The sequence below is a fragment of the Acinetobacter sp. UBA5984 genome, assembly GCF_002429925.1.
Taxonomy (GTDB): domain Bacteria; phylum Pseudomonadota; class Gammaproteobacteria; order Pseudomonadales; family Moraxellaceae; genus Acinetobacter; species Acinetobacter variabilis.
Genome location: NZ_DJBE01000013.1, coordinates 20,311 through 46,066 on the forward strand (window position 1 = coordinate 20,311; position 25,756 = coordinate 46,066).

At 42.5% G+C, this 25,756-nt stretch carries 27 protein-coding genes; 14 read left to right on the top strand and 13 right to left on the bottom strand.

Annotation, left to right across the window (positions count from 1 at the left end):
* The first annotated feature begins 185 nt into the window (after window positions 1-185).
* The 6 genes from B3J29_RS02190 to B3J29_RS02215 all read left to right on the top strand — a co-directional run bounded on the left by B3J29_RS02190 (window position 186) and on the right by B3J29_RS02215 (window position 5,121).
* On the top strand, window positions 186-1,319 hold the full coding sequence (locus B3J29_RS02190; RefSeq protein WP_004783735.1) for a porin: 1,134 nt from the start codon (window positions 186-188) through the stop codon (window positions 1,317-1,319).
* 417 nt (window positions 1,320-1,736) lie between these two features.
* On the top strand, window positions 1,737-1,928 hold the full coding sequence (gene cydP / locus B3J29_RS02195) for a cytochrome oxidase putative small subunit CydP (protein WP_004783737.1): 192 nt from the start codon (window positions 1,737-1,739) through the stop codon (window positions 1,926-1,928).
* Entirely contained in the window at window positions 1,928-3,547 is a 1,620-nt protein-coding gene (locus tag B3J29_RS02200) for a cytochrome ubiquinol oxidase subunit I (RefSeq protein WP_004783739.1), read from the top strand. Before cydP ends, B3J29_RS02200 begins: the two co-directional genes overlap by 1 nt.
* A complete protein-coding gene (gene cydB, locus B3J29_RS02205; RefSeq protein WP_004783741.1) occupies window positions 3,544-4,689 on the top strand; it encodes a cytochrome d ubiquinol oxidase subunit II in 1,146 nt (381 codons plus the stop codon). The genes B3J29_RS02200 and cydB overlap by 4 nt, the downstream gene beginning before the upstream one ends.
* A 24-nt stretch (window positions 4,690-4,713) precedes the next feature.
* Entirely contained in the window at window positions 4,714-4,815 is a 102-nt protein-coding gene (gene cydX, locus B3J29_RS02210) for a cytochrome bd-I oxidase subunit CydX (protein ID WP_286964258.1), read from the top strand.
* A gap of 3 nt (window positions 4,816-4,818) precedes the next feature.
* A complete protein-coding gene (locus tag B3J29_RS02215) occupies window positions 4,819-5,121 on the top strand; it encodes a cyd operon YbgE family protein (protein ID WP_004783744.1) in 303 nt (100 codons plus the stop codon).
* A gap of 46 nt (window positions 5,122-5,167) precedes the next feature.
* Here B3J29_RS02215 and B3J29_RS02220 read toward each other — a convergent pair whose 3' ends face one another.
* The 7 genes from B3J29_RS02220 to B3J29_RS02250 all read right to left on the bottom strand — a co-directional run bounded on the left by B3J29_RS02220 (window position 5,168) and on the right by B3J29_RS02250 (window position 11,867).
* Window positions 5,168-5,395, bottom strand: coding sequence for a hypothetical protein (locus B3J29_RS02220; protein WP_224213991.1), 228 nt, complete (start codon window positions 5,393-5,395; stop codon window positions 5,168-5,170).
* A 269-nt stretch (window positions 5,396-5,664) separates the two neighbouring features.
* Window positions 5,665-6,804, bottom strand: a complete 1,140-nt coding sequence (gene rodA, locus B3J29_RS02225) for a rod shape-determining protein RodA (RefSeq protein ID WP_004783749.1) — start codon at window positions 6,802-6,804, stop codon at window positions 5,665-5,667.
* Between the two features lie 100 nt (window positions 6,805-6,904).
* Window positions 6,905-7,618: a 2-C-methyl-D-erythritol 4-phosphate cytidylyltransferase gene (gene ispD / locus B3J29_RS02230; RefSeq protein WP_004783750.1), complete on the bottom strand. Its 714-nt coding sequence runs from the start codon at window positions 7,616-7,618 to the stop codon at window positions 6,905-6,907.
* Window positions 7,587-7,976 carry a septum formation initiator family protein gene (locus B3J29_RS02235; protein ID WP_004783752.1) on the bottom strand — a complete coding sequence of 130 codons (390 nt, stop codon included), beginning with the start codon at window positions 7,974-7,976 and terminating at the stop codon, window positions 7,587-7,589. The genes ispD and B3J29_RS02235 overlap by 32 nt, the downstream gene beginning before the upstream one ends.
* Before the next feature lie 7 nt (window positions 7,977-7,983).
* On the bottom strand, window positions 7,984-9,273 hold the full coding sequence (gene eno / locus B3J29_RS02240; RefSeq protein WP_004783754.1) for a phosphopyruvate hydratase: 1,290 nt from the start codon (window positions 9,271-9,273) through the stop codon (window positions 7,984-7,986).
* 64 nt (window positions 9,274-9,337) lie between these two features.
* Window positions 9,338-10,195: a 3-deoxy-8-phosphooctulonate synthase gene (gene kdsA, locus B3J29_RS02245; protein ID WP_004783756.1), complete on the bottom strand. Its 858-nt coding sequence runs from the start codon at window positions 10,193-10,195 to the stop codon at window positions 9,338-9,340.
* A 31-nt stretch (window positions 10,196-10,226) separates the two neighbouring features.
* Window positions 10,227-11,867, bottom strand: coding sequence for a CTP synthase (locus B3J29_RS02250; RefSeq protein ID WP_004783758.1), 1,641 nt, complete (start codon window positions 11,865-11,867; stop codon window positions 10,227-10,229).
* A 228-nt stretch (window positions 11,868-12,095) separates the two neighbouring features.
* Between B3J29_RS02250 and B3J29_RS02255 the strand changes: the two genes are divergently transcribed.
* Window positions 12,096-12,551, top strand: a complete 456-nt coding sequence (locus tag B3J29_RS02255; RefSeq protein WP_376745103.1) for a hypothetical protein — start codon at window positions 12,096-12,098, stop codon at window positions 12,549-12,551.
* 61 nt (window positions 12,552-12,612) lie between these two features.
* Here B3J29_RS02255 and B3J29_RS02260 read toward each other — a convergent pair whose 3' ends face one another.
* The 3 genes from B3J29_RS02260 to B3J29_RS02270 all read right to left on the bottom strand — a co-directional run bounded on the left by B3J29_RS02260 (window position 12,613) and on the right by B3J29_RS02270 (window position 16,490).
* On the bottom strand, window positions 12,613-13,719 hold the full coding sequence (locus B3J29_RS02260) for a YheT family hydrolase (protein WP_004783762.1): 1,107 nt from the start codon (window positions 13,717-13,719) through the stop codon (window positions 12,613-12,615).
* 69 nt (window positions 13,720-13,788) lie between these two features.
* A complete protein-coding gene (locus B3J29_RS02265; RefSeq protein WP_004783765.1) occupies window positions 13,789-14,199 on the bottom strand; it encodes a nuclear transport factor 2 family protein in 411 nt (136 codons plus the stop codon).
* Window positions 14,200-14,465: 266 nt separating this feature from the next.
* Window positions 14,466-16,490 (bottom strand): NADPH-dependent 2,4-dienoyl-CoA reductase, encoded by a 2,025-nt coding sequence (locus tag B3J29_RS02270; protein ID WP_004783767.1) that lies wholly within the window; start codon window positions 16,488-16,490, stop codon window positions 14,466-14,468.
* A gap of 166 nt (window positions 16,491-16,656) precedes the next feature.
* Between B3J29_RS02270 and B3J29_RS02275 the strand changes: the two genes are divergently transcribed.
* The 4 genes from B3J29_RS02275 (at window position 16,657) to B3J29_RS02290 (ending at window position 19,863) form a co-directional block, all read left to right on the top strand.
* Window positions 16,657-17,205, top strand: a complete 549-nt coding sequence (locus tag B3J29_RS02275) for a PadR family transcriptional regulator (protein WP_004783769.1) — start codon at window positions 16,657-16,659, stop codon at window positions 17,203-17,205.
* Between the two features lie 14 nt (window positions 17,206-17,219).
* Window positions 17,220-18,152 carry an alpha/beta fold hydrolase gene (locus tag B3J29_RS02280; RefSeq protein WP_004783772.1) on the top strand — a complete coding sequence of 311 codons (933 nt, stop codon included), beginning with the start codon at window positions 17,220-17,222 and terminating at the stop codon, window positions 18,150-18,152.
* 19 nt (window positions 18,153-18,171) lie between these two features.
* The gene (locus tag B3J29_RS02285) at window positions 18,172-18,876 is read left to right on the top strand and encodes an SIR2 family NAD-dependent protein deacylase (RefSeq protein WP_004783774.1); all 705 of its coding nucleotides are present in this window, start codon (window positions 18,172-18,174) and stop codon (window positions 18,874-18,876) included.
* 87 nt (window positions 18,877-18,963) lie between these two features.
* Window positions 18,964-19,863, top strand: coding sequence for a LysR substrate-binding domain-containing protein (locus tag B3J29_RS02290; RefSeq protein WP_004783776.1), 900 nt, complete (start codon window positions 18,964-18,966; stop codon window positions 19,861-19,863).
* Between the two features lie 294 nt (window positions 19,864-20,157).
* Here B3J29_RS02290 and map read toward each other — a convergent pair whose 3' ends face one another.
* Window positions 20,158-20,952, bottom strand: coding sequence for a type I methionyl aminopeptidase (gene map, locus B3J29_RS02295; protein ID WP_004783779.1), 795 nt, complete (start codon window positions 20,950-20,952; stop codon window positions 20,158-20,160).
* 352 nt (window positions 20,953-21,304) lie between these two features.
* On the opposite strand from map, the gene brnQ reads away from it, so the two are divergent.
* Together brnQ and B3J29_RS02305 are read left to right on the top strand one after the other, a co-directional pair.
* Complete coding sequence (gene brnQ, locus B3J29_RS02300) at window positions 21,305-22,591, top strand: branched-chain amino acid transport system II carrier protein (RefSeq protein ID WP_004783780.1); 1,287 nt, start codon at window positions 21,305-21,307, stop codon at window positions 22,589-22,591.
* Between the two features lie 591 nt (window positions 22,592-23,182).
* Window positions 23,183-23,398 carry a hypothetical protein gene (locus B3J29_RS02305; protein ID WP_004783783.1) on the top strand — a complete coding sequence of 72 codons (216 nt, stop codon included), beginning with the start codon at window positions 23,183-23,185 and terminating at the stop codon, window positions 23,396-23,398.
* A 107-nt stretch (window positions 23,399-23,505) separates the two neighbouring features.
* On the opposite strand, the gene B3J29_RS02310 is transcribed toward B3J29_RS02305, so the two are convergent.
* Window positions 23,506-23,964, bottom strand: a complete 459-nt coding sequence (locus B3J29_RS02310) for a hypothetical protein (RefSeq protein WP_004783784.1) — start codon at window positions 23,962-23,964, stop codon at window positions 23,506-23,508.
* 116 nt (window positions 23,965-24,080) lie between these two features.
* Here B3J29_RS02310 and B3J29_RS02315 point away from each other — a divergent pair, with 116 nt between their 5' ends.
* Complete coding sequence (locus B3J29_RS02315; RefSeq protein ID WP_004783786.1) at window positions 24,081-24,947, top strand: alpha/beta fold hydrolase; 867 nt, start codon at window positions 24,081-24,083, stop codon at window positions 24,945-24,947.
* Window positions 24,948-25,099: 152 nt separating this feature from the next.
* Here B3J29_RS02315 and B3J29_RS02320 read toward each other — a convergent pair.
* Window positions 25,100-25,756 (bottom strand): sodium/glutamate symporter (locus tag B3J29_RS02320; RefSeq protein WP_286964259.1); only part of this gene is annotated, 657 nt, incomplete at its 5' end.

Consider the following 25,756-nt stretch of genomic DNA (forward strand, 5'->3'; position numbering starts at 1 on the left):
TATCCCACTCACAATTCTATAAAAAATAAGACAATGATTGTCTTTAATATTTCTGAAATATTTCCTTAATCATATTGACTTATTTGTAATGAATACTTGGCACCAATAGAGCAGTAGATGTTTCAAAACAATACTGAAACTTGTTTTTAAGACGATGAATAAAAAAGTCTTTATTGGAGCAACACATGAAAAAAACGTTATCTGCATTAGCAATCGGGGCAACAATTTTAACACCAGTAATGGCAGCTGCTGCTGATGTTAAAGTGTATGGTCGTGCACACGTTTCTTTAGATTATCTGGATGATGGCCAGGATTATAACGAAGTAGGTCTTTCTTCAAACTCTTCACGCCTAGGCTTTAAAGCTGAACAAAAACTAGAAAATGGTATGACCGTATTTGGTCAAATCGAACAAGAAATTAACTTTGCAAGTGGTTCTGCAAACGATGATGTTGAATTTGCAACTCGTGATACTTTTGTTGGTTTAAAAGGTGATTTCGGTCAAGCGCGTATCGGCCGTTTTGACAGCCCATTCAAAGTAGCACGTGGCCCGGTCAACTTCTTTGGTGATATGGTTGGTGACGTTCGTAACGTCACGCGTGTAGGCAACCTGCGTTTTGATGAACGTAATGCCAATACGATTGAATATAAATCACCAAAATTTGGTGGCGGTTTTAATGTTTTAGCAGCACTTTCTTTACACGAAGGTAATAGTCCTGATAGCGTGTCAACATCTTCACCAAAAACTACTGTAATTGAAACTGTGAATGGTCCAGTAACAGTAGTCGTACCGGGAACTACAACTACTACCAATAAAGATAATCGCGATGATAAAGCATACGATCTCGCTTTAACCTATAAAGAAGGTAAAGTTGATTTTGCTGCTGCCTATGAACATTATGAAGAAGATGCAGGTCGTGGCGAACGTGATGGTTTCCGTATCGCAGGTGCTTACAAAATCACGCCTGAGTTCAACTTGGGTGGTTTATACCAATTCCTTCAACACGATAATTCTGAAGCAAACCCAGATGCACAAGTATTTGGTATAGCCGGTGAGTATAAATTTGCACCAAAAACCTCATTCCGTGGTGAAGTATTCCACCGCGATGTCGATGCGGACGATGCGAATGCAACTTTACTGGCAATCGGACTTGAGCATCGTTTAGATCCAACAGTTCGCGTTTATGGCAACATAGCAACTGTACTAAATGATGAAAACTCAAACCTTACCCCTTGGGCACAAGCTCGTACCAATGCTGTAGGTGGCGCACGCGGTGAAGACAGCTTAGGTCTTTCTCTAGGTATGCGTTACGACTTCTAAAACCTCCCCAATTTCATATTAGAAGAGAGCCTGCCTGATGCGGGTTCTTTTTTATTTTTTAATTAATCCTGACTATTTTAATTAGAATAAAAACCCCAGCAAAATAATCAGATTTAATAAGATTAAAAAATAAATCCCAACCATTTTAATCAGATTAATTTTATCTATTTAATAATTAAACCAAGCAAATTAATCCACTTTAAAAATATAAATATAAGCATTTTAGTCAGATTTAAATAATCTGTTTTTACACAAAATAATCACAAATATTTAGAATAATTATCAAACTTTTAATAGTATATTATTAATATTTTCAATAACTTATAAATATATATTTATTTAAACTATTTAGTCTATTTATTTTTTAGTTACAATCGATTAATAATATATAACAAACCACATAATAGGCTTGTTCACATGAGCTTAGTTTCTAAAAACTTAAACCAAAAAACAGTAAGAGAGATTACTGCGATTTTAATTATCAAGATCATTCTACTTCTGGTAATTAAAAATATTTGGTTTGATGCGCCTACTATTCCAAAAGATTTTGACACTCAAGTCGCCGAGCGTATCGCCGGCAATCCTTCCCAAATCAAGGAGACACGTTGATGATTTCTGAAAGCGTGGTCGATCTTTCGCGGTTCCAGTTCGCTATGACCGCGATGTATCACTTTATTTTTGTTCCACTGACCTTAGGCCTGGCATTTCTGCTTGCCATCATGGAAACCACCTATGTGATTTCCGGCAAAGAAATTTACAAGGACATGACTAAGTTTTGGGGAAAACTGTTCGGGATTAACTTTGCCTTAGGGGTAACCACAGGCTTAACCATGGAGTTCCAGTTCGGAACCAACTGGGCATATTATTCGCATTATGTGGGTGATATTTTCGGTGCACCATTGGCTATTGAAGGTTTGATGGCCTTCTTCCTTGAATCTACTTTCATTGGTTTATTTTTCTTCGGTTGGGACCGTTTATCCAAAGTACAGCATCTGGGCGTGACCTGGTTAGTAGCATTGGGATCTAACATGTCTGCACTGTGGATTCTGGTTGCCAATGGCTGGATGCAAAACCCGGTCGGTTCAGCATTTAACTATGAAACCATGCGTATGGAAATGGTGGACTTTGCAGCACTGATCTTTAACCCGGTTGCACAGGTTAAATTCGTACATACTGTTTCTGCAGGTTATGTGACTGGTGCCATCTTCGTACTGGCAATTTCAAGTTACTACATGCTGAAAAAACGTGACCTGCCATTTGCACGCCGTTCATTTGCGATTGCTGCCATTTTCGGTTTAGCGTCTACACTTTCAGTGATCCTGCTGGGCGATGAGTCTGGTTATGAAATTGGTGATGTACAGAAAACCAAACTGGCTGCGATTGAAGCAGAATGGGAAACTGAACCAGCGCCTGCAGCATTTACTTTATTTGGCTTCCCAAATAAAGAAACCATGTCTACCGATTATGCTGTGAAAATTCCTTATGTTATGGGGATCATCGCCACACGTTCTGTAGATACTCCTGTTACCGGTATTAAAGACCTGCTAGTAGAACATGAAGGTCGTATCCGAAACGGTATGGTAGCTTATGAACAACTGGAAAAACTACGTGCTGGCGATCAGTCTCCTGAGCTGAAAGCTGCATTTGCAGAAACTCAAAAAGATTTAGGCTACGGTCTGCTTCTGAAAAAATATACTGCAAATGTTGTAGATGCTTCTGACGAGCAAATTAAGGCAGCAGCAAAAGATACTATTCCACATGTACCAAGCCTGTTCTGGGCATTTCGTGCCATGGTCGCTTCTGGCTTCCTGATGCTGGTTCTGTTTGTATTAGCAACTTTTGCGGTGGCTAAACGCAATGCAGAAAACAAACCTTGGTTATTAAAATTTGCATTATTTGCACTACCACTTCCATGGATTGCGGCACAAACTGGCTGGTTTGTTGCTGAAGTAGGTCGTCAACCTTGGACTATTGGTGAGGTTCTGCCTACACATCTGTCGACTTCAAGCTTAAGCACAGGCGATGTATGGGGTTCAATCATTGCATTAGCAGCGTTCTACACTGTCTTGCTGATTATTGAAATGTACCTGATGATTAAATTCTCACGTCTGGGTCCAAGTTCATTACATACCGGTAAATACCACTTCGAAAAACCTAATTCTCAAGCAGCAGCCGATCAAGAAGATGCAGCTCTTCCAAAAGGCGTAACTGGCGAGGTTCAATCATGATTGAATACGAACTCCTCAAAATAATCTGGTGGGTACTGGTTGGCGTCTTGCTGATTGGTTTCGCCCTGACTGATGGCTTTGATATGGGCTCCATGGCGATCATGCCATTCGTGGGTCAGAATGATGAAGAACGTCGTGCAGCAATCAATACGATTGCCCCGCATTGGGATGGTAACCAAGTCTGGTTTATTACTGCGGGTGGTGCCCTGTTTGCTGCTTGGCCAATGGTTTATGCAACTGCCTTTTCTGGTATGTACTGGGCACTTCTGCTTGTTCTGTTTGCCTTATTCCTGCGTCCAGTAGGATTCGACTATCGCTCCAAACTGGAAAATACCAAATGGCGTAATGCCTGGGATTGGGGCCTAGCAGTTGGTGGTGCTGTGCCTGCACTGGTTTTCGGTGTTGCATTCGGCAATATGTTCCTGGGTGTTCCATTTACATTAGACGAAACAGTTCGTTCGACTTATTCTGGCAGCTTCTTTGCCCTGCTCAATCCATTTGCACTGGTATGTGGTGTTGTCAGCTTATCTATGCTGTGTGCACACGGTGGTGCATGGTTGATGCTACGTACAGATGGCGATTTACGTGAACGTTCTGCCAAAGCAACCAAAATCATGGGGATTGTTTATCTGGTAGCTTTCCTGGCAGTCGGTGCATGGTTATATTTCGGTGGTATCCAGGGTTATACCCTAGTGACTCCTTACGAAACTAACGGTATCGCTAATCCACTAGCAAAAGAAGTACTGACCAATGCCAACCCAGGCTGGATGAACAACTACAGCAATTATCCAATTACGATACTGGCACCAGTTGCAGGTATTTTAGGTGGCATCATTGTGGTATTGGCTGCATCTAAAGCCAAAGCAGGTTTGAGCTTCCTGGGTTCATCTTTAGCGGTGATCGGTGCGATTTTGACTGCCGGTTTTGCCCTGTTCCCATTCCTGATGCCATCTAGCATCAACCCAGTTGCAAGCTTAACCATGTGGGATGCGGTATCCAGCCAAAATACCTTAACTGTGATGACTGTAGCTGCATGCATCTTCGTTCCACTGATCCTGTGCTACACCACTTGGTGTTACTACAAGATGTGGGGCGTGATTACCAAAAAACATATTCAAGAGAATTCACACAGCCTGTACTAAGGCTGTGTCTTAGGAGATAAAATTATGTGGTTTTTCGCATGGATTCTCGGCATTTTGATGGCCTGTTTCGCCGGTGTACTTAGTGCACTATATATTGAAAATCATCAAGACCTGGATGAGAAATAAGAGATGACAGACGCTGCAGTTGAACAAGTAAAGATAGAAAAAAAATCTAACCCTTTTGCAATGGTGATTTCTTGCCTATTGGCTTTTCCACTCGCAGCGGTGTTGCTGGTTCATCCTGCTGCGATGCTGGATGCCAACGGGGAATATAGCCACCGCGCCATGATGTTTATCATGATCGGGATTTCAGGCGGTTTTATTCACGGAGTTGGCTTTATCCCTCAGTACTGGTTCTGGAAATGGCTATTTAGTCCGTTTCTGGCTTGGCCTTTAATGCTTTGGGGTTATTACACCTGGTTTCTTAGCTAAGTATGAAACAACCACAAAAAGCCCTCATTTGAGGGCTTTTTGTTCTTTATTTTTTTTGTGAAACACAGCCTGTTTCATAGGTAGTTCCCAAATCCTGAAGAGATTGAGTAAACTGATTATCTAGTTTACTCACAAACTGGAATTCATCTTGCGCTGCCGCAAGATGCAGATTCTGTTCTGATAGATATTTTAACTGCTTTAAACCGGTTGCATATTCACAGGCTTTAGCAATCATAAGTGCAGGATGCTCACGTTGGTCTACCGATGAGTTCAATACAGCAAGTTTTAACTCCAACTCATCATATTTTTGTTTGGTTTTTGCCTTAAATTCAGCCTAACTCAGTGGTTTGGCCCAAGCTGAAACAGATAACTCGAAAATTCCAATGGTTATCATTAATTTATTCATTTTCCCCTCAACAATAAAAATTGCATATGATTTATCTAAGTTATTGAATATTTATAGCATAAAGCTACTTTTAACAAATACGAGTAATAAAAAAGCCAGAACTGGTCTGGCTTTGAAAACTTACTTCATTGAATTTTCTAACGATGAGTATGGATTGACATCACAATACCCATCCCTGCCAACATGGAAATCACGGCTGTACCACCGTAACTCATCAATGGCAAAGGGTCACCCGTCACAGGTAAGATCCCACTGACCATGCCTGAGTTTAAAAATACAAAGAAGAAAAAAGTTAGTCCGATCGCACCGGCGTATAAACGGCCAAAGTTATGAAAGCTATTCATGCCAATAATCAGACAGCGAATAATAATGGCCGTAAACAGGCTGAATAGAAGAAACACCCCGATAAAACCAAATTCTTCCGCATAAGTCGACATAATAAAGTCGGTATGATGTTCAGGCAGATAACCTAGATGAGACTGAGTACCTTGCGAATAGCCTTTCCCCATAATCCCGCCCGAACCGATGGCAATTTTGGACTGGATAATGTTCCAGCCTGCGCCCAAGGCATCCGATTCTGGATCGAATAAAGTCAGAATCCGTTTCTTTTGATATTCCTGCAACAAGAACATCCACAGCAATGGCACTGCAATAGCTAAAGCAGCAAAGGCTCCAGCAATTAGGCGCCATGACATGCCGCTCAGGAATAGTACAAAAATCCCGGGAATCACCAGACCGATATTTAGATCGGGTTGCAGTGCTACCAATACAAATGGCACGCCTAAAATCACCAAAGCACCGACAATGTCCAGAAACTTCGGCGGGAAAGGTTTACGGGCAAAGTACCAGGCCATCATCAGTGGCATGGCAAACTTCATTACCTCACTCGGCTGCATACTCCCCACACCCGGCAACGTAATCCAGCGGGTTGCCCCAAGACGCTTCTCACCAATCACAAAGACCAGCAGTAGCATAAAGATACCGAACATATAAAAATATGGACTGGCAGCTTGATAAACCTTAGGTGGTACTTGGGCACAAATAAACATCACCACAAAGCCCACACCAAAACTGATCGCCTGACGGATCACCATCCCGGAATCTTCCGAGGTGGCACTGTAGACCACCATCAGACCCAAGATCGCATTTAAAATCAGGAAGCAAAGCAGCCATGGATCAAGGTGCAACTTGGCCCATCGGGAGGCATTTTGGGGATTAATACTACGTCCATCGCGTGCGGACTGCCGCAAAAAACGATACTGCTGAGAAGGGATCATTGGCCCACGGGTAGAAAATTCATGATGGCAAAATTATAAGTTAAAGTGCTCCGGAATAAATCGCCATTGACTGATTTATTCCATTTTTATTGCAATATATTTAGCGCTGGGCAGCCAGTATCAGTTTGGCCAGTTCCAGATCATCTGGATAGGTAATTTTAATATTGTCAGAGCGGCCTTGTACTACTTGAACTGGTTCGTCTATATGTTCCAGTGCACTGGCTTCATCGGTAATGGTAACACCATCTGCGAGTGCCTGCTGAATTGCACGTTTTAAGGTTCCAAGTTTCGCCATTTGTGGTGTTTGCGCCTGCCACAAAGTTGAACGATCTACCGTCGTTTCAATATCATGACTCTTTACGACACGCTTTAAGGTATCTCGTACCGGAATACCCAGAATCGCCGCCTGATCGGTTTGAATTGCTGTATTGACCAGATCAATCAAGGAGCTTTGACTCACACAAGGACGGGCTACATCATGCACTAAAACCCAGTCTTCTTCTGAAGCTATCTCAGATAAATATTCCAAGGCATTTAGTACAGAGTTGACGCGTTCTGCACCGCCCAAGCAAAAATGCGCTTTATCCAGACGAGAAAGTGGCAGAGTCTTGGCAACATCATCCTGTGCACCGATTGCAAGGACATAACCTGCTAATGGCAATTGATTCAGGCGCGAAACCGTATGTTCAAGAACGGTCTGTTCCTGAATCATCTGATATTGTTTAAGTTCGGTTTTGGAAAATCGGCTACCGGAACCTGCAGCTGGTAAAATGACCCACAATTTATGGTGTTGTTGGAACATCAGCTGATTCATTGGTTCTCAGGTCTACTTTATTCGGATTAAGATAAATCGGTTTATATTGAGTACTAATAGTGCTCATTTGTACAAAGGTTTCATGCGGCTTGATCAAACCTAAATCGAGACGAGCATGTTCTTCGATGGCTTCAATACCATTCTTCAAATCATAAACTTCTGCAGCCAGAACGCGATTACGTTCTTTTAGCTCTTCATTCAATTCTACTTGTTGCTGGATTTTCTGGGTCAATGCCTGATGGTCATTATAACCACCCTCACCAAACCAGTATAAATATTGAAACCCTGCGATCAGAACGATCGCAAGGCCCAACAGTACTTTACTCATCAAGGAGTCGAATACATTTAACATTGACATAAGTCGCTTAGTTCAAACCTTTGAACTCAGCTTTACCGCGATATGCAGCTTGAGTCAATTCTTCGATACGAAGTAATTGGTTATATTTCGCCACACGGTCAGAACGGCAAAGTGAACCAGTCTTAATTTGACCTGCTGCTGTACCCACTGCAAGATCTGCAATAGTAGAATCTTCAGTTTCACCTGAACGGTGAGAGATTACAGTAGAGTAACCGTTTGCTTTCGCAAGGTAGATGGCATCCAGAGTTTCAGTCAATGTACCGATCTGGTTGTACTTGATCAGGATTGAGTTGCCTACTTTCTCGTTGATACCACGTTGAAGAATCTTAGGATTCGTAACAAACAGGTCATCACCAACCAACTGGATCTTGTCGCCCAGAATCGAAGTCAGGTAAGACCAGCCTTCCCAGTCAGATTCGTCCAGACCATCTTCAATGGAGATAATTGGGTATTGGTTTACTAGACCTGCAAGGTAGTCAGCAAACTGGTTGCTTGTGAACGATTTGTTGCCTTCACCAGCCAGGATATATTGACCATCTTTGTAGAATTCTGAAGATGCACAGTCAAGCGCAAGCATAATGTCAGAACCAGCCTTGTAACCAGTTTGCTCGATTGCAGACAGGATCACAGTAATAGCTTCTTCGTTAGAACGAAGGTTTGGCGCAAAACCACCTTCATCACCAACTGCAGTGTTCAAACCTTGTTTCTTCAAAACTGATTTTAAAGAATGGAAGATTTCAGCACCCGCACGTAACGCTTCAGAAAATGAAGTGAAACCTACAGGCTCAATCATGAATTCCTGAATATCAACAGTGTTGTCTGCGTGAGCACCACCGTTCAGGATGTTCATCATTGGAACAGGCATGGTCAAAATCTTTTGATCACGAAGATCTGCGATATATTGGTAAAGCGGAGTTTTCTTTTCTTCAGCAGCAGCACGCGCAGCAGCAAGAGATACTGCCAAAGTTGCGTTTGCACCTAATTTTTCTTTGTTTTCAGTACCATCTAAAGCGATCATCGTATTATCGATGTCTTTTTGTTCGAATACTGATTTACCCACTAACGCATCACGAATCAGAGTGTTTACGTTGTTAACCGCAGTTTTAACACCTTTACCTAGGTAACGTGCTTTATCGCCATCACGAAGTTCTAGAGCTTCACGAGAACCAGTTGAAGCACCAGATGGTGCACATGCACGGCCAACTACGCCAGATGCTAAGATAACGTCTGCTTCGATGGTTGGATTACCACGAGAGTCCAAAATTTCACGTGCACGAATGTCAACGATTTGACTCATGAACTATTCCTCAGTTGATTAATAAAAATGATGCGTCAAAAAAGACGCATCAATGTATATTGAATTAATGTGTATCTAATTTTTCAAATCCTTTCACTAGAGTATCCAGCTCTTTTAATTGAGCCAGGAATGGTTCTAGTTGAGATAAACGCAAGGCACAAGGACCATCACATTTTGCCACATCTGGATTTGGATGAGCTTCCAGGAATAAACCTGCAAGACCTGTTGCCATACCGGCACGCGCCAGTGTAGTAATCTGCGCACGACGACCACCGGCAGAGTCAGCACGACCGCCCGGAGTTTGTAATGCATGCGTTACATCAAAGAATACTGGCACGTTCATTTCTTTCATGATGTCGAAGCCCAGCATGTCTACAACCAGATTGTTGTAACCAAAGGCTGAACCACGCTCACAAAGAATCAGCTTGTCATTCCCTGCTTCCAGACATTTATGCAAAATGTGGCGCATTTCATGCGGAGCAAGGAACTGGGCTTTTTTGATGTTGATGATGGCATCAGTTTTTGCCATCGCTTCAACCAGGTCAGTCTGACGACTTAAGAATGCAGGTAGCTGAATAATGTCAGCAACTTCTGCCACAGGAGCAGCCTGATACGGCTCATGTACATCAGTGATAATTGGTACATTAAAATGTTTTTTAATGTCGGCTAACCACTCGATTCCTTTTTCGAGGCCAGGCCCACGGAATGAGTTCAGGCTTGAACGGTTGGCTTTGTCAAAACTTGCTTTAAAGACATATGGAATATCTAAACGCTTGCAGATATCAACATAAGTCTCTGCAATTTCAAAAGCTAAGTCTTTCGACTCAAGTACGTTCATGCCGCCGAATAGTACAAATGGCAAGTGGTTTGCCATTTGTATATCGCCTAAACGTACAATTTCTTGTGGTTTTAATTGTGACATTTAAACTTCCTAGTTGTGTCTTAAACTCGCATTATTTGGTTTTTTGGTACTGTTTTTTTGCAGCATCAATGAAACCGGCAAATAATGGATGTCCATCACGTGGCGAGCTGGTAAATTCCGGGTGGAATTGTACTGCAATAAACCAAGGATGTGCAGGAATTTCAACAGTTTCTACCAGATGTTGTACCGGAGAATAACCAGAAATCTTCATGCCTTTTTCTTCCAGCACTGGGATATAACGATTGTTCATCTCGTAACGGTGACGGTGACGTTCGATAATTTCATCCGAACCATACACTTCAGCAGTCTTGGTACCCGGTACCAGTTCAGACTTCTGTGCACCTAGACGCATGGTACCGCCAAGGTCTGAATCTACTGAACGCTGTTGAACTTCACCGCGCTCATCTAACCATTCAGTGATCAGCCCAATCAATGGAGATTTGGTTGAGCGGTTGAATTCTGTTGAAGTCGCATCAGTGATACCCACCACGTTACGTGCATATTCGATCACTGCAAGCTGCATACCCAAGCAGATGCCCAGGAATGGCACACCGTTTTCACGTGCAAAACGAATCGCTTTCATTTTGCCTTCAGTACCGCGCTCACCGAAACCACCCGGAACCAGAATCGCATCCGCATCTTTCAATACTTCATTGACATCTTGGCTTTCAAGTTCTTCAGCATTGACATAGTCGATCTGAACTTTCACTCGGTTTTGAATGCCCGCATGTAAAAGTGCTTCGTTCACAGACTTGTAGGCATCTGGAAGTTCAACATATTTACCCACCATTGCAACACGTACAGTGTATTCAGGGTTCAGTAAAGCTTCTACCACATTATCCCAGTCAGACAGGTCTGCTTCTGGAAGATTGTCATAGCCAAAACATTCACAGATGAGATCATCAACGTTCTGTTCATAGAAAGTACGTGGAATCTGGTAGATCGTACGTGCATCTTTACACACGACTACTGCACGCGCTTCTACGTTAGTGAACAAGGCAATTTTACGCGTCGTATCTGCATCAACATCATGTTCAGTACGGCAGATCAAAATGTCTGGTTGAATACCAATAGACAGAAGTTCTTTTACTGAGTGTTGAGTTGGTTTAGTTTTTAATTCTGCTGCAGACTTAATGTATGGGAGTAACGTTAAGTGCATCAGCATCGTACGTTTATGACCAAGTTCAACCATTAACTGACGTACAGATTCCATGAATGGGAGAGATTCAATATCACCTACAGTACCGCCGATCTCAACGATCGCAACGTCATAACCTTCGCCAGCGCGAAGTACACGTTCTTTGATGTTGTCAGTAATGTGTGGAATAACTTGTACAGTACCACCTAGGTAATCACCACGGCGTTCTTTATTCAGAACATCCTGGTAAACACGGCCTGATGTAAAGTTATTCAATTTGGTCATTTTCGCACGACGCAAGAAACGTTCGTAGTAACCCAAGTCTAAGTCTGTTTCAGCACCGTCTTCTGTAACAAAAACTTCACCGTGCTGGAATGGGCTCATAGTCCCTGGATCGACATTAATGTATGGATCCATTTTTACCATGGTCACTTTTAAACCACGGGCTTCTAAAAGTGCAGCAACAGAAGCAGCTGAAATACCTTTACCTAGTGATGAAACAACACCACCAGTCACGAAAATAAAATGGGTCATTGGGTTTCTCGTACAATCGAGCCTAAATCGGCCTGCAATGTTGCGCAATTTTACTTTACCTTGCACCAATAAAGCAAAGTCAATCCGCATCAAATCAAAGAACAATAAACAATTGACTATTCTAACAGCAATTCCTTAAAAAAATTACAGTAAGTTCATATGATTTATATATTGCATTTTGCTGCTATAATAGGAACATTCACACCCTACACTATTCTGTTTGATGCAATGATGATGAAGAAACTTTTAATCTGTACCCTGATCCTGACTGGCCTTACACTGACTGGTTGTGTAAAAAAAGAAGCTCCAAAAGAAGAAGAACAAACCGAAGTTACTCCAGCATCTGAATTGGTTGCTCCGGAACCTGTACAACTTGAGCCTGTTGAACCATTAGAATCAACACCAGTTGAACCGGTTGAAGAAGCACCAGCAACACCGACTGTTGAAATCCAGCGCGAACAAACTGCGAATACTACAACTGAAATTCGCCGTGAAGTTAAAAAACCAGAACCTGCTCAATCAGAGCCTGCGCCTGCAGCTGAAACAAATTCAAGTACTGAGCAGCCTGCAAAACCTGCAGCAACACCAGCCGCTCCTAAAAACAATTCATCTTCTGCAAACAAGTCTGAAGATGATGCAGTTGCAGATGCGATTGCTGCTGCTATGCCAGCACTTGAAAACTAATATAATCCTTCATCAAAAAAACCCAGCTTATGCTGGGTTTTTTATGGTTTAAAAATCTCTTTCAAGCTGCCGTTGGAGTATCGGAAAGTTGCAGTAAATACTCTGCCATCAGACGAGTGGCCCATGATTCTGTCTGCATTAAACCCTGATAAAAGCCACAGTGGCTGCCTTTTTTAGTGGTGACGACTACAATATTCGGCATAGCTCGAATGGCATCCTTATACGGTTCCAGATTCTTGATATGACAGACCGGGTCATCTTCCGAGTTCAAAATCATCAATGGAATTTTGACATTTTCAAAGACATAAATCGGGTTGGTGGCCTTGGTATAGCTTTCATAGTCTGAAAAGCCTGCCAGCTCATAGTAGTGCTGTTCAAATTCAGACAAGTCTTTCACCTCAAGCAATTGCTTCCATGAAGGATAAATCTGCCAGGTTTCCTGATAAGGGTGGATAAAACGTTTGATCAGTTTTTTAGCCATGACTTTGCTATAAAACGGATGCACATAAGCAAAACCGGTTTCGGTATTATAACCTGGGCATAAGGCAAAGGCTGCTTTGAGCGGGGTTTGCTCGCCCTCCTCACCCAAGTAGCGAACTAACAGTCCTGTACCCGCAGAAGAACCCACACCATAGAGATCGGATTGAGGAAATTTGTCCTGAATATAGAGCAGCTGTTCACGCAAGTCCTGAGTGGAGCCAAACAGGTTCATTTTTGGCACAGGCATTGGCAGGTCAGCATGACCACGGCGCAAACACAGGGCAACACGCCAGCCTGTATATTTATGCAGGTCACGTACCAGCTCCCGCATGGATTCCGGAGAACCGGTAATGGTATGTAATAACACAATAGTAGGTGTACTTGGCGGTAAATCTAAACCATACCAGGCAATGCCAGTAATGCCGCCATCGGACATATTCAGCTGCTCAAGCACATCATATTGCAGCTTAATCGTGCGTTTTTTTATCAAGTCCAGATATAAAATGTGCGCATGCGCATTCGATAACCACGGTGTTGGACGATATTTCTGTTTTAAAAGTGGTAAACGTTCAATCACACCAGAAAATAAACCATTCGGATTATAATAAAGTGTTGGAAGATCTGCTCCGCTAAAGCGGTCCAGATATTCACTTGAAAGTTGACTCATTTTTTTAAGCCACATTTTCATCTGTATTCCCCTATAGTTTTCTATCAGTGATGTACAAACTTCATGCCGACTTGAATCAATTGTAGGAAATTAAGTATTAGCCTGATAAGCCTGAATCCGCTGGCCCATTTCTATAGCTAAGGCTTCAAGTCCAGATTTTGGTCGGATCATTACTTCAAAATCAATGATCTGACCTTCATCATTGAACTGAATCATGTCGATTCCCTTAATTTTCTTATCGCCGACATTGGCTGAGAACTCAAGTACAACATTGTTACCATCTTCACTAAGAAATTCACGGTGATAAGTAAAGTTTTCAAAGACCTGAATCACATTGGTCAGGATAAAAAATACAACCTGTTTCCCGGGATAAGGCTGAAAAGCCACGGGCGAGCGGAATACGACATTATCCGCGAGGAGTTCATTCAATATGGACATATCACGTGTTTCCAACATTTCATGCCAGCGTGTAATAGCCTGTTTTGTTATTTCAAGTGTCATTTTAGATTCCTTTTATTTTTAGAGTTCTATCTATACGCTTTCTTCGTTTTAATAATGAAATTTCCCCCTTTAGTAAAGGGGGTTAGGGGGATTCTCTTTATATTTAAATCCCTCCCAACCTACCTTTTATAAAGGGAGGAGTATTCTTTTTTGGACAGCTTTTGTCTTTAAACAAAAGTTCCTTCTTAGAAGGAAAAGCTGAGCGAGAGGTAATTTATTACCCTGATCCCAGCCCTCTCTCCCAGAGGGAGAGGACTTGAAGGCTATTAAATCACCGCAGCCAATTCAGCACCCTGACGGATCGCACGTTTCGCATCCAGCTCACCTGCTTCTTTCGCACCGCCAATGAGATGCACGTTTTTACCGGCAGCTTTCAGTTCATCAAACATGGCGGTATAAGATTCCTGACCAGCACAGATAATGACATTATCTACGTCTAATACTGCAGGTTGATCATTCACTATAACGTGCAAGCCCTGATCATCGATTTTTTCATAGCTTGCACCGGCAATCATTTTGACATTGCGATGTTTTAAGCCAGTACGGTGAATCCAGCCTGTGGTTTTACCCAGACTTGAACCGACAGAAGCTGCTTTACGCTGCAATAAATAAATTTCACGTTCAGGTTGTTCTACATTGGCTGTCTTAAGTCCACCAACATTTTCATAGTTAGTGTCGATCCCCCATTCATCATAGAATTTTTCCGGATTGACACTGCCACTTTCGGTCCCATGACTGAGCAGCTCGGCTGTATCAAAGCCAATACCACCTGCACCAATAATCGCTACACGCTGGCCGACTGGTTTACGCTCTCTAAGTACATCCAGATAAGACAATACTTTAGGATGATCAATTCCAGGAATATCAAGCTGACGCGGTGTCACCCCAGTGGCAACCACAATGTCATCAAATTCGGCTGAAATCAGCTGATCAAAGGTCGCGGTGCAATTTAATTTCAATTGAATACGTGGTTGCAATTCAATCTGACGTTTAAAATAGCGCAAGGTTTCATAAAACTCTTCCTTACCTGGAATGGTCTTCGCAATATTAAATTGCCCACCAATCTGTGCTGAAGCTTCAAATACAGTGACATGATGGCCACGACCTGCTGCATAGATGGCAAAGCTTAAACCTGCCGGCCCCGCACCAATCACTGCAATATTTTTCGCTACATTGGTTTCTTTAAAGATCATTTCGGTTTCATAACAAGCACGTGGATTCACCAGACAGGTGGCAATTTTCATCGAGAAAATATGATCCAGACAGGCTTGGTTACAACCGATACAGGTATTGATTTCATCACTACGGCCCTGTTCTGCTTTTAAGACAAACTCAGAGTCTGCCAGCATTGGACGTGCCATTGACACCATATCGGCATCACCTGTAGCCAGGACATATTCTGCCATTTCCGGGGTATTAATACGGTTAGAGGTAATAAGAGGAATATTCACCTGACCTTTTAGCTTACGCGTAACCCAGGTAAAGGCCGCACGTGGCACTTTGGTAGCAATGGTCGGGATACGCGCTTCATGCCAGCCAATACCGGTATTAATAATCGTCGCGCCCGCTTTCTCAATGGCTTTGGCGAGTTGGATTACTTCTTCTAGAGTTGAACCGCCTTCAACCAGATCCAGCATCGAAAGACGATAAATAATAATAAAGTTCTCACCGACCATTTCACGGGTACGGCGTACAATTTCAATCGGGAAACGGATACGGTTTTCATAGCTGCCACCCCATTCATCATCACGATGATTGGTACGTGCTGCGATGAACTCATTGATCAGGTAACCTTCTGAGCCCATGATTTCGACACCGTCATAACCTGCATACTGAGCCAGTCTGGCACAGTTGGCAAAATCATCGATGGTCTGCTGCACTTCAGCCGAGCTTAAGGCATGCGGTTTGACTGGATTAATCGGTGCCTGAATTGAAGACGGCGCAACATTTTCCGCCTGATAAGAATAACGGCCGGTATGCAGGATCTGCATGGCAATTTTCCCGCCAGCTTCATGTACAGCTTGGGTAATCACTTTATGCTTTTCAGCTTCTTCAATCGTATCGAGCTTGGAACCACCCTGAAAAGTGACGCCATGATCATTCGGCGAAATACCACCTGTGACAATTAAGGCTACACCACCCTTGGCACGTTCTGCATAAAAGGCAGCCATCCGATTATAACCGCCCGGTGCTTCTTCTAAGCCCACATGCATGGAGCCCATCAAGACACGGTTTTTAAGCGTGGTAAAACCCAGATCCAGTGGGGCAAGTAAATTCGGATATTTAGACATTTCAACTCCTTAGCGTGCAGATGTGCTGGCTATTTTTATTCAGGCTGACTGATTTACTCCCATCAAGCAGCAGTCTTATGCAACTTGTTGCACTAATTTATAGTGCAGAATTGATTTTTATGCAACATGTTGCATAATAATCCCGAGTCATTTTTTTGAGACGTTTATGTCTTTATCACATGTTTTACTCACCAGCCTGATTGAGAAACCGAGCACTGGCATTGAACTGGCACGCCGTTTTGACCGCTCCATGGGCTTCTTCTGGAATGCCACCCATCAGCAGATCTATCGTGAACTGAATGCCATGCTGCAAAAAGGCTGGATTTCGACGATAGAAGAGGAAGATTCTCATAGCCGTAAAAAAACCTATCAGGTAGAGCGACTCGGCCGGGAAGAACTGGCTAACTGGATGCTGGAGCACAGTTCCCCAGCACAGCTTCGGGAAGAACTGATGGTTCGTCTGCGTGCAGAAGCCCAGCTGGGCGGCAACAGCACCTTACCTGAACTGGAACGCCATCTAGAAATACATAAAGAGAAGCTTAAAACCTATCAGCAGATTTTCGCCAAAGACTTTGCTCAAGCTGACGAAAATGACCGAACCCTGTATATTCATAAAATGATTCTGCAACTGGGTATTGACCAGGAACTGGGCTGGATTGCCTGGCTGGAACAGGTTATTCCTAAACTTAAACAATTCGATGTAGAAAAATTATAAATACGGAGATATGCATGCCCTTCTATAGCATGCCAGATGGCGAACAGTTATTTGTACGTGAATACGGTCAGGGTCAACCGGTCCTGGTCCTATCAGGTCTGGGCATGTTGAGCTGGCAATGGGCAGCTTTTCTCTATCCACATCAGAAAAATTTCCGCTTTATTATTCCCGAATGGCGTGGGTTTGGGGCATCTAGTCACTGCAAAATTCCGCAAGACCTGGATGTGATTTCCAGTCACTGGCTTGATGTTCAATCAGTGATCCAGCAGCTTAATTTAGATCAATTCATTGTGATCGCTTACTCTATGGGTGCGACAACCACCATGCATGGCTTGTGCTATAGGGATTTTGCCAAACATATAGCAGCTTATTTGCATATTGACCAAACACCTAAGATTCCGGTTGATGATGCTTGGGCATTTGGACTTTTTGGTTCACGCCATCAGGAATTTATTGAAATTTTGCAGCAGCTTTCAACATTACTTGCAGAACATCAGCAGATTGAACTCATTCGGAATCTGGATACTGCAGTACGTCAGCAAATTACAGCATTATGGCTGCGCTTCATCCAGCTACAAAATGATAGTCCAGCCAGTTTAAAAGTGTTTAAGTTCATCCTGAACAGATCTCGTCTGCAAAGCCTGCTCCTGCCTTCCAGTCGGGTAGATTATATGACGTGGTACATCAATAATTATTTATATCATCATGAAGATTATCGTGAAGCTCTGGCGAAGCTTACTTGTCCGGTAACTTTCTTTAGCGGTGTACAGTCCAAACTTTATCCTGTGGAAGGCCAGCGCCTGATTGCCCAAAGCCTGCCTCAGGCTAAACATGTGCTTTTCAACAAATCTGGTCATACTCCTTTACTGACCGAACCACTCAAATTTGCCAAGGAGCTCGGCATCTTTCTGAAAGAAAATTTACAGTCCAGCTCTTCAGCGGCTTAAAGATTAAGGAGAAGAAATCATGAAAAAACTGGTGGTGTTTTCAGGTGCTGGCATGAGTGCTGAAAGTGGGATTAACACCTTTCGTGACAGTGATGGGCTTTGGGAACACTATCGTATAGAAGAAGTTGCCACACCGGAAGCTTGGGCTAAAAATACGGAACTGGTGCAACGCTTTTATAATGCCCGACGTAAAAATATTCTGGAAGCACAGCCAAATGCAGCTCATCAACTCATTGCTGAACTTGAAGATGATTTTGATGTCCATGTGATTACCCAAAATATTGATGATCTGCATGAACGCGCCGGAAGTTCTAAGGTTATTCACCTGCATGGCAATATCCGCCTAGCCAAAACCTCAGGCCCGAATTGCCAGTACACCACCGAGTTTTATCCAATCGAAGGCACTGATTTAGATTTGACTAAACACTTCTGTAAGGAAGGCTATCCACTACGTCCACATGTGGTCTGGTTTGGCGAAGCTGTACCAGCTTATGAAGAAGCACAAGATTGTGTACGGGATGCTGATATTTTTGTGGTTATTGGAACTAGCCTGCAAGTATATCCTGTTGCTGGTTTAATCCATGAGATTCCAGCTCACTGCACAGCTTATTATATTGATCCCAAAGCAGATCAACAGCATTTACCCGTTCAGTTTCACAAGATTTCCCAGACGGCCACAGAAGGCATGAAAACCTTACTTAAATTACTTGAGTCCGAGATCTAGTCATCATTCAAAATTCGTATTCTATAGTTGACAGTATGCAACAATCATTTTTTAATCAGCCTATTGTTGCAGGAATGGAATTAAACGATGCTGACTGATCTGGATGATTTTTACTGTTTTGCGCAGGTCGTCGAACATGGTGGCTTTAGTGCAGCCGAACGTGCTACCGATATTCCCAAATCCAAGCTCAGCCGCCGCGTTTATAATCTGGAAGAACGTCTTGGCGTCCGTCTGATTCAGCGTAGTTCCCGTCATTTTGCAGTCACTGATATTGGCATGAATATCTATCGCCATGCACAAGTGATGCTCAGTGCAGCACAGGCTGCACACGACCTGGTAGATCATCTCAGTACTGAACCGCGTGGCACTATTAAAGTCAGCCTGCCCGTCTCCATTGCCCAGAATGAAATGGCAAAAATCCTGCCGGATTTCCTGAAAAAATATCCTAAAATTAAAGTCCAGATGATGATCACCAATCGACGCGTGGACATCATTAACGAAGGCTTTGATCTGGCCCTACGGGTACGGACCAGCCTGGATGATGATCCGAATCTGGTAATTCGTCAGTTTGAAAAAATCGAACAGCATCTGTTTGCCAGTCAGGGCTATCTGAATGAATTTGGCGATCTGAAAACGCCTGAACAGCTCTCTGAACATAAAATTTTAAGCATGGCTGAGGAACATACTGAACAGTTCCTGATATTGCAGAATGAGCAGCAGCAACAGAAAAAAATCCGGATCAACCCGACCGTAATGGGATCAGACCTGAATATGCTGGCACAACTGGCGGCTTCAAGCTGCGGCATTACCTTATTGCCCGATAATGTCGTGCAGCAATATGTAGAACGTGGCGAACTGGTTCGGGTACTTTCAGACTGGAAAACCGCACATGGCATTTTTCATCTGGTTTATCCTTCCCGTCGTGGCCTGTTACCGGCTGTGCGGGTATTTATTGATTATCTGGTTGAGCACCTGCATCTTGTATAAATAGAAATATTTCAGGCAAAAAAAATAGCTCATTCTTGGGGAAAAATGAGCTAATAAAAACAATTCACTACAGCATGAAGTGAACGAAAGGAAACTACTACCGCTAAGCCAAATCTAATACACAGTAATCAGACATCTAATAGAACAATCATGAACTAGGTATAAATAGATTAAGAGAATTTGGCTGGTTAAACCACTTCTTCATGTAGTGTTTTGTAGGCTTTCGTCACCAATAGCAAGCAAGCTGTAATTTATGTAAGCTACTGTATTTCAATGCATAACGTGAAAAATAATTTAAATTTCTGGATACTCGCCTGTACCTTCTGGCCACGGCGATAACAGCTCAAAACCTGTGTCGGTCACGACTACCATGTGCTCCCATTGAGCTGACCAGGATTTATCCGCAGTCACGACTGTCCAGCCGTCCTTTAACTCTTTAACACGTGCTTTGCCCATATTGACCATAGGTTCAATAGTAAAGACCATACCGGGTACCAGTTTGATGCCCTGACCTGGTTGCCCGTAATGCAGAATGTTTGGCTGTTCGTGATAAATTTTACCAATCCCATGACCACAATATTCACGCACAATGGTGTAGCCTTCACGCTGTGCAACAGACTGGATTGCATAACCAATATCGCCTAGGGTTGCGCCCGGTTTAACGGCATGAATCCCGGCAACCATAGCTTCATAAGTGGTTTCGACCAGGCGTTTGGCTTCAGGAGATGGTGTACCAACATAATACATCCGGCTGGTATCGCCAAAATAACCGTCTTTAATAATTGCAACGTCAATATTAATAATATCGCCGTCTTGCAAGACAGTATTCGGAGATGGAATACCATGACAAACTACTTCATTCGGTGAAATACAGGTGGTTTTGGTATAACCATAATAGCCAATATTGGCAGGCGTCACTTTTAGCGTATTGACGATAAAATCATGACAGATGTCATCCAGATATTCAGTCGTGACACCCGGCTTGACATGCTCTCCGATCATTTCCAAGACCTGTGCAGCCAAACGCCCAGATATACGTAATTTTTCGATATCTTGTTCGGTTTTCAGAGTAATCGCTGGAGCTCGCATGGATCTATCCTCAAGGTGAATCGGGAAATTATAGTCCTTTTTCAGCCAAGATGCGCATTTGTTCGGTCTGCATGACAATTCTTAAAACTTGCTATAGAGAATCTCAATGCTGCTTATTTATACAAACAATAAGCCGAATATAATGAAATGAAGTCTAAATGATTTATTTATTTAAAAATAAATTATATTTTTTTCAACTGAATATCAAAGATATATTTCTACCAAGCTTTTAAAGTTCACTTTATCCGATCGTCAAGATCAGTAAAATCAAGGCTTTCGGCATTAAATTAAACTCCAAAAATCATCATATATACACTAAAATCGCTTTCTTTTATTTATTTGTTCTCCTTCTATGACAAGTCTCCGTACAAGAGATATTGTGGCCTTAGGTTTTATGACCTTTGCACTGTTCATTGGTGCGGGCAACATTATCTTTCCACCGATTGTGGCTCAACAAGCCGGTGAGCATGTATGGTTAGCTGCCCTAGGTTTCCTGATTACGGCAGTTGGCCTACCTGTCATCACCATCGTGGCATTGTCACGTGTTGAAGGTTCAATCCAGATCTTAAGTTCTCCTTTAGGTAAAGCAGCCAGTCTTTTACTGACTGTGGTCTGTTATCTGACGGTTGGACCTTTATTTGCGACACCACGTACTGCAACCGTTTCTTATGAAATCGGCTTTTCTTCATACTTTGGCAATGCACCTAGCAATCTGCTGATCTATAGTGTGATCTATTTCGCTGTAGTGACTCTGGTTTCCCTTTATCCAAATAAGATTCTGGATACGGTTGGATACTTCCTGTCCCCAGTAAAAATTATCGCATTGATCATTTTAGGCGGTGCTGCAGTGTTGATTCCTGCCGGCAAACCACCTGCTGCAGTGGGTAACTATGTTACAAGTCCGGTAACTGAAGGCATCGTTAATGGTTATCTGACCATGGATACCTTAGGCGCATTGGTCTTTGGTATTGTGATCGTGCGTGCGATTACTTCTCGTGGCGTAACGGATCGCAAGCTGATTACCAAATATGCAGTCAATGCAGCGATTATTTCTGGTATCGGTTTGACGCTGGTGTATCTCAGCCTGTTTAAACTAGGCCTAGGTAGTCACGATGTTGCCCCTAATGCTGCCAATGGTGCGATTATTCTGCATGCCTATGTACAACATGCTTTTGGTGATATGGGTGCTTATTTCCTTGCCACCATGATCTTTGTTGCCTGCATGGTGACTGCGATTGGTTTGACCTGCGCATGTGCTGAATATTTCTCGTCTATTACCAAACTGCCTTATAAAGCCTTTGTCTTTGTACTGGTCGGCTTCTCGCTAGTGATTTCAAATCTTGGTTTGACCAAACTGATTGCCGTGTCTGTGCCTGTATTGAGCGCGATTTATCCGCCTGCGATTGCAGTGATCCTGCTAAGCTTCTGCGGTCATTTCTTTAAAAAGCCTGCTCAAGTTGTTGCACCGGCCACACTGGTTGCATTTATTTTCGGTATTTTCGATGGCCTTAAAGTTGCTGGCCTTGAATTACCTGAATTACTACAGAACTTACCGCTTTCTGAACAAAATATGGCATGGTTGATTCCATCTCTTATTGTTCTTGTCATTGCCGCTGTGATTGACCGTATCAGGAATTAATCTTTCTAAGAGGTCATAAAAATCGTATTTTTACCCAAAATCCGGTTTTAGCGTGATCAATATCTGTCAGGTTTTACCCAAACCGGCATTTATTGTTTACACCCTCACCTTCTCATCATAACCAAATTGTATTTTAGAAAGCGTTATACACTTTTAATCAATTATTTTAATTAGCTTCTTTCTTACTTCTATTTTCATTCTTTAGCAGAAGATCAACCCTACTCTGTATTTTACTGTTTTTTAAACATATTGTTTCCTGATTAAACCAACTCACCTTCATCATTCTACATAGACTTACATTCTCTGGATTATCTCTACAAATCTTTGGCGTAGAATTTGCTTTTCCCAATGGTAGCAATGAATGATTGCTTGAAACTTCAGTCGGACTGCACTCGCTGAAATGTTTAAGATGATGATTCAGATGCAATCATTGATTAGTGCGGTAATACGACTAAAGGAGGCCTTTTTAACTGTTAAAGTTCACTTAAATAGTTGCAAAGGTTGAAATTAAGAAGTACAACTGTATATTCAATTCAGACTAAATCAATAAGATTTACTCTTCAATTATACAAATAAACAGGAGGGATGGAGATGTTATCAGTACATTTCAAAAAGCAAGTCTTCATTGACGCTCTTAAGGCAAATACCAATCTGGTGACTTTCCTAAGCACCACGGTTGCGCTTATGCTGACCTTGATTGTGCATTGTTTAATTCAAGGCAATTTAAAATTTGAGTACGTAGGTTATGCCTTGATTGTTTCGGCAGCCTTTTTCTTATGGGCTGTGATTGACCAGAAATACCGATAATTTATTAATAAATTTATACCCCAGTGGATGATCTGGCCAGTCATCCATCTGGCAGAAAAGAAATAAATTAAGCTTAAAGCTCGAAAAATAAAATCAACCATTAAAAATTAGAATAATCCGATCGCCGCCCCATAAAGAAGCACGCCCGTCCCTCCCAATTCTGCAATAATCAAACTGACCATTGCCAAAGTCATAAGCACGCCCGGCAACTGAAATTTACCCAGTTGATGCGGTCGCTTAAACTGATTCGTCGTATCTTTCAAAAACCCATGCAAGATATACGCACTAATCGAGAAACTGAAAAAGAGAACATTGATCAATATACAGATCAAATTAATCTGCGAAGATAATGCTGAATAATAAGCCAATACTGCCAGAATCAATGTCGCAGGGGCATAAAGCAGACTGCTGCGATGAGCAATATCCACATAATAATGCGCCCGTGAATTGACAGACTGACGGATTTGCCAATATTTCCATACCCCGGTTAACATCCCCATCCATAAGAATATTCCACTAAAAATAATCGCGATCTTTACTGCCAGATCAAGTTCGATTCCCTGCATATTTTCATTCCGTTTTTATCATCGTAATGACTTTTTAGTCATTGTTTTAATAAGTTTCTTTGAAGAAGTCAGGTAAATTTAAGTATTCATTCTGATTCAAAAATATAGTGTAGCCCATGTCTGAATTCGAAACATTGACTCTAAAGTGCCAGGATGGCTATCAATTAAGTGCACGTTTTTATCCAGCTACTGATGCTGAATGCAAGAAATCTCCTATATTAATCTGCCCTGCGACTGGCATTACCAAACAGTTTTATCATAGTTTTAGCTGTTGGCTGCAAGCTCAGAGTTATGCAGTGCTGGTATTTGATTTTCGGGGTATTGGCGAATCCTTAAAAGGTCCGGTTAAGCATTCTAAAGCCAGTATTGTGCAATGGGGACAACTGGACATTCCGGCTGCAATTGATGCGCTATTAGCTAAGACTCAGACAGAAAAGGTCATCTTACTTGGGCATAGTGCTGGTGGACAGCTGCTGGGTATTGTCCCAAACTATGCCAAAGTGGAAAAAGTCGTGGCAATTGCTGGATCGACGGGTCATGTTAAAGGTTTAAAGGGTCGTACCAAATTACTAGCACCAGTGATGTTCAATATCATTTTCCCATTGGCACGTATCACCAAAGGCTATGGTCCAACTCAAGCGATTGGTATGGGTGAAAACCTGCCAAAAGATGTGGCGCGTGAATGGGCAGAATTTTGTAGTAAACCAGGTTATATAATTAATGCGATTGGTAAAAAGATCGCACCAGCACATGACTATCATGCCCAGATCACCTGCCCGATCACATCAATCTGGGCTTCGGATGATGAAATCGCCACTCAAGCGAATGTCAAAGACTTGCTGCGCTTATATCCAAAAGCAGCCACAGAAATGATTGAGCTAAAACCCCAAGAATATGGTCATAAAGGGATTGGCCACATGCTGATGTTCAAGAAGTCACATCAAAACTTATGGCCAGTCATTGAGCAGCAGTTATCTGCCTAAAGATGATTTAAATGGCTATTGATAGGTTAATGTGCTTTAATACGCTCAGTATGAGATGAGCCTCTTACAGTATGTGCCTCAGATGTGCATACGACTAGCCCCTAACCATGGGGCTTTTTAATGTCTATATGATTTTGAAGTCGTATTAAAATTTAACCGAAAAATGCAATGATGCTCTGAATCACCACAGCATTCACAATATCAATAAAAAATGCACCACATAGCGGTACGATCAAAAATGCTTTATGTGATGGACCATAGCTATTGGTGACCGCCTGAATATTTGCAATCGCAGTTGGAGTTGCTCCCATACCAAAACCACAATGCCCCGCCACCAATACGGCTGCATCGTAATTTTTTCCCATGATTCTAAAGGTCACAATTGCGGTAAATAAAATCAGTACCGCTGTCTGCGCAAACAAAATGGTAATGAGCGGGCCTGCCAAATCGGCCAGCAACCAGAGTTGCAGCGACAGTAAAGCCATTGATAAATACAGAGACAATGACGCATTTCCGAATACATCAATAGCACGGTCGAAAATATCGACTTTTAGCACATGCTCCAGGAAGTTACGTACAATCACTCCTGTCCCTAAGGCCCAGACAAAGGTCGGCAGTTCAAACCATCTTCCCTGACTAATCTCTGTCATTTCATTCGCAACAAAAATACATAGTGCAAACATCCCCAAAGTTGACACTGCATTACTGGCTGTAATCAACCGGGTTTTCTTTGGATATTCGAAGGGTGCGGTGTTGATGCTAGTATCGAGTTGTTGTTCATTGGTCTCTTGCGCTACTGTCTCTGCCAA

Coding starts and splice junctions, on each gene's coding strand:
- B3J29_RS02255 (WP_376745103.1), top strand. CDS start 12,096: ATGATGATGAAGAAACTTTTAATCTGTACCCTGATCCTGACTGGCCTT.
- kdsA (WP_004783756.1), bottom strand. CDS start 10,195: ATGTCACAATTAAAACCACAAGAAATTGTACGTTTAGGCGATATACAA.
- B3J29_RS02275 (WP_004783769.1), top strand. CDS start 16,657: ATGTCTTTATCACATGTTTTACTCACCAGCCTGATTGAGAAACCGAGC.
- B3J29_RS02305 (WP_004783783.1), top strand. CDS start 23,183: ATGTTATCAGTACATTTCAAAAAGCAAGTCTTCATTGACGCTCTTAAG.
- cydX (WP_286964258.1), top strand. CDS start 4,714: ATGTGGTTTTTCGCATGGATTCTCGGCATTTTGATGGCCTGTTTCGCC.
- cydB (WP_004783741.1), top strand. CDS start 3,544: ATGATTGAATACGAACTCCTCAAAATAATCTGGTGGGTACTGGTTGGC.
- cydP (WP_004783737.1), top strand. CDS start 1,737: ATGAGCTTAGTTTCTAAAAACTTAAACCAAAAAACAGTAAGAGAGATT.
- eno (WP_004783754.1), bottom strand. CDS start 9,273: ATGAGTCAAATCGTTGACATTCGTGCACGTGAAATTTTGGACTCTCGT.
- map (WP_004783779.1), bottom strand. CDS start 20,952: ATGCGAGCTCCAGCGATTACTCTGAAAACCGAACAAGATATCGAAAAA.
- B3J29_RS02190 (WP_004783735.1), top strand. CDS start 186: ATGAAAAAAACGTTATCTGCATTAGCAATCGGGGCAACAATTTTAACA.
- B3J29_RS02265 (WP_004783765.1), bottom strand. CDS start 14,199: ATGACACTTGAAATAACAAAACAGGCTATTACACGCTGGCATGAAATG.
- B3J29_RS02290 (WP_004783776.1), top strand. CDS start 18,964: ATGCTGACTGATCTGGATGATTTTTACTGTTTTGCGCAGGTCGTCGAA.
- rodA (WP_004783749.1), bottom strand. CDS start 6,804: ATGATCCCTTCTCAGCAGTATCGTTTTTTGCGGCAGTCCGCACGCGAT.
- B3J29_RS02270 (WP_004783767.1), bottom strand. CDS start 16,490: ATGTCTAAATATCCGAATTTACTTGCCCCACTGGATCTGGGTTTTACC.
- B3J29_RS02250 (WP_004783758.1), bottom strand. CDS start 11,867: ATGACCCATTTTATTTTCGTGACTGGTGGTGTTGTTTCATCACTAGGT.
- B3J29_RS02260 (WP_004783762.1), bottom strand. CDS start 13,719: ATGAAAATGTGGCTTAAAAAAATGAGTCAACTTTCAAGTGAATATCTG.
- B3J29_RS02310 (WP_004783784.1), bottom strand. CDS start 23,964: ATGCAGGGAATCGAACTTGATCTGGCAGTAAAGATCGCGATTATTTTT.
- B3J29_RS02280 (WP_004783772.1), top strand. CDS start 17,220: ATGCCCTTCTATAGCATGCCAGATGGCGAACAGTTATTTGTACGTGAA.
- B3J29_RS02315 (WP_004783786.1), top strand. CDS start 24,081: ATGTCTGAATTCGAAACATTGACTCTAAAGTGCCAGGATGGCTATCAA.
- B3J29_RS02200 (WP_004783739.1), top strand. CDS start 1,928: ATGATTTCTGAAAGCGTGGTCGATCTTTCGCGGTTCCAGTTCGCTATG.
- B3J29_RS02215 (WP_004783744.1), top strand. CDS start 4,819: ATGACAGACGCTGCAGTTGAACAAGTAAAGATAGAAAAAAAATCTAAC.
- B3J29_RS02235 (WP_004783752.1), bottom strand. CDS start 7,976: ATGTCAATGTTAAATGTATTCGACTCCTTGATGAGTAAAGTACTGTTG.
- B3J29_RS02285 (WP_004783774.1), top strand. CDS start 18,172: ATGAAAAAACTGGTGGTGTTTTCAGGTGCTGGCATGAGTGCTGAAAGT.
- brnQ (WP_004783780.1), top strand. CDS start 21,305: ATGACAAGTCTCCGTACAAGAGATATTGTGGCCTTAGGTTTTATGACC.
- ispD (WP_004783750.1), bottom strand. CDS start 7,618: ATGAATCAGCTGATGTTCCAACAACACCATAAATTGTGGGTCATTTTA.